Origin of the sequence: Hydrogenovibrio kuenenii DSM 12350 (assembly GCF_000526715.1) — a bacterium.
Classification (GTDB): domain Bacteria; phylum Pseudomonadota; class Gammaproteobacteria; order Thiomicrospirales; family Thiomicrospiraceae; genus Hydrogenovibrio; species Hydrogenovibrio kuenenii.
This window is the reverse complement of record NZ_JAGP01000002.1, coordinates 1-3,432: the sequence shown is the minus strand read 5'-3', so window position 1 is coordinate 3,432 and position 3,432 is coordinate 1. Positions and strand designations below refer to the sequence as shown.

The 3,432-nt window shown below is 39.2% G+C and carries 6 protein-coding genes and 3 pseudogenes; 5 read left to right on the top strand and 4 right to left on the bottom strand.

Annotated features, from left to right (window positions below; all coding sequences use genetic code 11):
• The first annotated feature begins 304 nt into the window (after positions 1–304).
• The 5 genes and pseudogenes from N745_RS12775 to N745_RS12425 all read left to right on the top strand — a co-directional run bounded on the left by N745_RS12775 (position 305) and on the right by N745_RS12425 (position 1,748).
• Positions 305–757 (top strand): annotated as a pseudogene (locus N745_RS12775) (flagellar basal body P-ring protein FlgI).
• The gene (locus tag N745_RS12770) at positions 699–866 is read left to right on the top strand and encodes a flagellar basal body P-ring protein FlgI (RefSeq protein ID WP_322785931.1); all 168 of its coding nucleotides are present in this window, start codon (positions 699–701) and stop codon (positions 864–866) included. Before N745_RS12775 ends, N745_RS12770 begins: the two are co-directional and overlap by 59 nt.
• Positions 867–915: 49 nt before the next feature.
• Positions 916–1,212: pseudogene (locus tag N745_RS12765) on the top strand (flagellar basal body P-ring protein FlgI); the annotation flags it as partial.
• Positions 1,213–1,349: 137 nt separating this feature from the next.
• A complete protein-coding gene (locus N745_RS12675; protein WP_157833771.1) occupies positions 1,350–1,490 on the top strand; it encodes a hypothetical protein in 141 nt (46 codons plus the stop codon).
• Positions 1,491–1,502: 12 nt separating this feature from the next.
• The gene (locus N745_RS12425) at positions 1,503–1,748 is read left to right on the top strand and encodes a rod-binding protein (protein ID WP_322785933.1); all 246 of its coding nucleotides are present in this window, start codon (positions 1,503–1,505) and stop codon (positions 1,746–1,748) included.
• Positions 1,749–2,110: 362 nt separating this feature from the next.
• Here the strand turns inward: N745_RS12425 and N745_RS12760 are convergent, their stop codons facing one another.
• The 4 genes and pseudogenes from N745_RS12760 to N745_RS12750 all read right to left on the bottom strand — a co-directional run bounded on the left by N745_RS12760 (position 2,111) and on the right by N745_RS12750 (position 3,096).
• Complete coding sequence (locus N745_RS12760; RefSeq protein ID WP_322785932.1) at positions 2,111–2,167, bottom strand: hypothetical protein; 57 nt, start codon at positions 2,165–2,167, stop codon at positions 2,111–2,113.
• A gap of 53 nt (positions 2,168–2,220) precedes the next feature.
• Positions 2,221–2,370, bottom strand: a complete 150-nt coding sequence (locus N745_RS12825) for a hypothetical protein (protein ID WP_407636476.1) — start codon at positions 2,368–2,370, stop codon at positions 2,221–2,223.
• A 5-nt stretch (positions 2,371–2,375) separates the two neighbouring features.
• Positions 2,376–2,504 carry a flagellar basal body P-ring protein FlgI gene (locus N745_RS12755; RefSeq protein ID WP_245595692.1) on the bottom strand — a complete coding sequence of 43 codons (129 nt, stop codon included), beginning with the start codon at positions 2,502–2,504 and terminating at the stop codon, positions 2,376–2,378.
• Between the two features lie 199 nt (positions 2,505–2,703).
• Positions 2,704–3,096 (bottom strand): annotated as a pseudogene (locus N745_RS12750) (flagellar basal body P-ring protein FlgI).
• Positions 3,097–3,432 lie beyond the last annotated feature (336 nt).

The following is a 3,432-nucleotide window of genomic DNA, read 5'->3' as shown; positions in this document are numbered from 1 at the left end:
TCTCTAGAATTTCTACCGGTTTTTTTCTGGTCTTTGGGGGCGTTTTGCGCCCCATTTTTTTTATTCTCAAAAAATAAAAACATATCTTTATCGGCAATTAATTACATATCTTTAATTTTTTTCGCAAAAAAAATGGTGGTTGTGCATATCTGATGCTTTGTAACTTCTATATATAAGAATATAACCTTGAAAAACAGGAGTTAGACCATGTTAACCAGAAAAATAGCCATTATTATGACGGCTTTAATGATTTGGAGTAGCTTTGCACAAGCAGCTCGAGTCAAAGATTTGGCAAATATCGCTGGTGTGCGAAGTAACCAGTTTGATAGGTTATGGCTTGGTTGTCGGTTTAGATGGCACAGGTGATAAGACTGCCTATGCAGATCAAAGCTTGATGAGTATGTTGAATAAATTTGGTATTAACTTACCTTCGGGTACAAAAACCAACTCAAAAAATATTGCAAGCCGTTGCGGTACATGCAGATTTAACCAGCCTTTTCTAAATCGGGCCAAAAAATAGATGTGACTGTTTCTTTCTTTGGGGAATGCTAAAAGTCTTCGCGGTGGAACACTTCTATTAACGCCATTAAAAGGGGTGGATGGTAATGTTTATGCCTTGGCACAAGGTAGTTTGGTTGTTGGCGGTTTAAAATGCTACTGGTGGCAGAACGGTTCAAAAATTACCATTAATATTCCAAGTGTTGGGCGTATTCCAAACGGTGCGATGGTTGAGAAAGACAGTAAATACCGGTTTTGACTTAGGCAATACCATTACATTGAATCTTAAAAACTCTGATTTCACAACGGCGACTAATCTGGTCAATGCAATCAATAGTAAGTTGGGCCAGGTACGGCTTCAGCGGTAGATGGTGAACTCTGTTGAGGTGATGGCGCCAAGAATGCCTTAATCAACGCGTTGCATTTTTATCAATGATTGAGAATATTCAAGTCAAACCAGGTGTTGAAGCTGCTCGTGTCATTATTAATTCGCGTACAGGAACAGTGGTGATTGGTGCTGATGTTAAAGTTTCTGGGCAGCAGCAGTCACACACGGTAACTTGGTGGTTAAAGTATCTGAAGCGCCGAAAGTTTCTCAACCGAATGCCCTTGCCTGCGGTACAACACAAGGTGGACACCGTCATCACAATTAAGTATTCAAAACTTGGGAACAAATCAAATGATGAAGTTTCCAAAAGGCGTTACGTTGGATGATATTGTTTCAAGCGGTGAATAAAGTAGGCGCAGCACCAGGTGATCTTATAGCGATTTTAAGAAGCTTTGAAGCAAGCCGGTGCATTACAAGCTGACTTGATGGTCATTTAATTTACCAGAATTGTGAGGAAAGCAGTATGTCAGATTTAATTGCACCTTCTACAGATTTGAAAGCTTATCAGCAGATTTATTCGAGTCCAAATAACTTGAATGAACTGAAACAAGAAGCGAAGACAAACCAGCAAGCGGCACTAAAGCCTGTTTGCACAGCAATTTGAAGCGCTGTTTTTATCGCAAATATTGGAAAGAAAGCTAATAAAGTTAAGTTTGATAATGGCTGGCTTGATGGTAAGCAAATGGATTTTTATAAAGATTGGTATAACCAGCAGTTGGCTCAGGATCTTTCTTCTAAAGGAAGCCTTGGATTGGCCGATATGATAGTAAAGCAACTAACACCTAAGAATCCTTCATTACATCCAACCGAATCTAGAGGAAGCTTCTTGATGAAAATTCGCCTTAAGATTCGTTGGATGTAATGAAGGATTCTTAAGTGTTTAGTTGCTTTACTATCATATCGGCCAATCCAAGGCTTCCTTTTAGAAGAAAAGATCCTGAGCCAACTGCTGGTTATACCAATCTTTATAAAAATCCATTTGCTTACCATCAAGCCAGCCATTATCAAACTTAACTTTATTAGCTTCTTTCAATATTTGCGATAAAAACAGCGCTTCAAATTGCTGTGCAACAGGCTTTAGTGGCCGCTTGCTGGTTTGTCTTCGCTTCTTGTTTCAGTTCATTCAAGTTATTTTGGACTCGAATAAATCTGCTGATAAGCTTTCAAATCTGTAGAAGGTGCAATTAAAATCTGACATACTGCTTTCCTCACAATTCTGGTAAATTAAATGACCATCAAGTCAGCTTGTAATGCACCGGCTTGCTTCAAAGCTTCTAAAATCGCTATAAGATCACCTGGTGCTGCGCCCTACTTTATTCACCGCTTGAACAATATCATCCAACGTAACGCCTTTTGGAAACTTCATCATTTGATTTGTTCCCAAGTTTTTGAATACTTAATTGTGATGACGGTGTCACTTGTGTTGTACCGCCAGCAAGGGCATTCGGTTGAGAAACTTTCGGCGCTTCAGATACTTTAACCACCAAGTTTACCGTGGTGGTGACTGCTGCTGCAGAAAACTTTTAACATCAGCACCAATCACCACTGTTCCTGTACGCGAATTAATAATGACACGAGCAGCTTCAACACCTGGTTTGACTTGAATATTCTCAATCATTGAAAAAATGCAACGCGTTGATTAGCATTCTTGGCGGGCCAATCACCTCAACAGAGTCACCATCTACCGCTGAAGCCGTACCTGGCCCAACTTACTATTGATTGCATTGACCAGATTAGTCGCCGTTTGTGAAATCAGAGTTTTTAAGATTCAATGTAATGGTAATTGCCTAAAGTCAAAACCGGTATTTACTGTCTTCTCAACCATCGCACCGTTTGGAATACGCCCAACACTTGGAAATATTAATGGTAATTTTTTGAAACCGTCTGCACCAGTAAGCATTTAAACCGCCAACAACCAAACTACCTTGTGCCAAGGCATAAACATTACCATCCACCCCTTTTAATGGCGTTAATAGAAGTGTTCCACGCGAAGACCTTTTAGCATTCCCCAAAGAAGAAAACAGTCACATCTATTTTTTGGCCGATTTAGAAAAGGCTGGTAAATCTGCATGTACCGCAACGGCTGCAATATTTTTTGAGTTGGTTTTTGTACCCGAAGGTAAGTTAATACCAAATTTATTCAACATACTCATCAAGCTTTGATCTGCATAGGCAGTCTTATCACCTGTGCCATCTAAACCGACAACCAAGCCATAACCTATCAACTGGTTACTTCGCACACCAGCGATATTTGCAAATCTTTGACTCGAGCTGCTTGTGCAAAGCTACTCCAAATCATTAAGCCGTCATAATAATGGCTATTTTTCTGGTTTAACATGTCTAACTCCTGTTTTTCAAGGTTATATTTCTTATATATAGAAGTTACAAAGCATCAGATATGCCACAACACCATTTTTTTGGCGAAAAAAATTAAAGATATGTAATTAATTGCCGATAAAGATATGTTTTTATTTTTTGAGAATAAAAAAATGGGGCGCAAAACGCCCCAAAGACCAGAAAAAAACCGGTAGAAATTCTAGAGACCT

Excerpts from the sequence above, each read along its gene's own strand:
- N745_RS12675 (WP_157833771.1), top strand. The coding sequence starts at position 1,350 with ATGTCAGATTTAATTGCACCTTCTACAGATTTGAAAGCTTATCAGCAG.
- N745_RS12755 (WP_245595692.1), bottom strand. The coding sequence starts at position 2,504 with ATGATTGAGAATATTCAAGTCAAACCAGGTGTTGAAGCTGCTCGTGTC.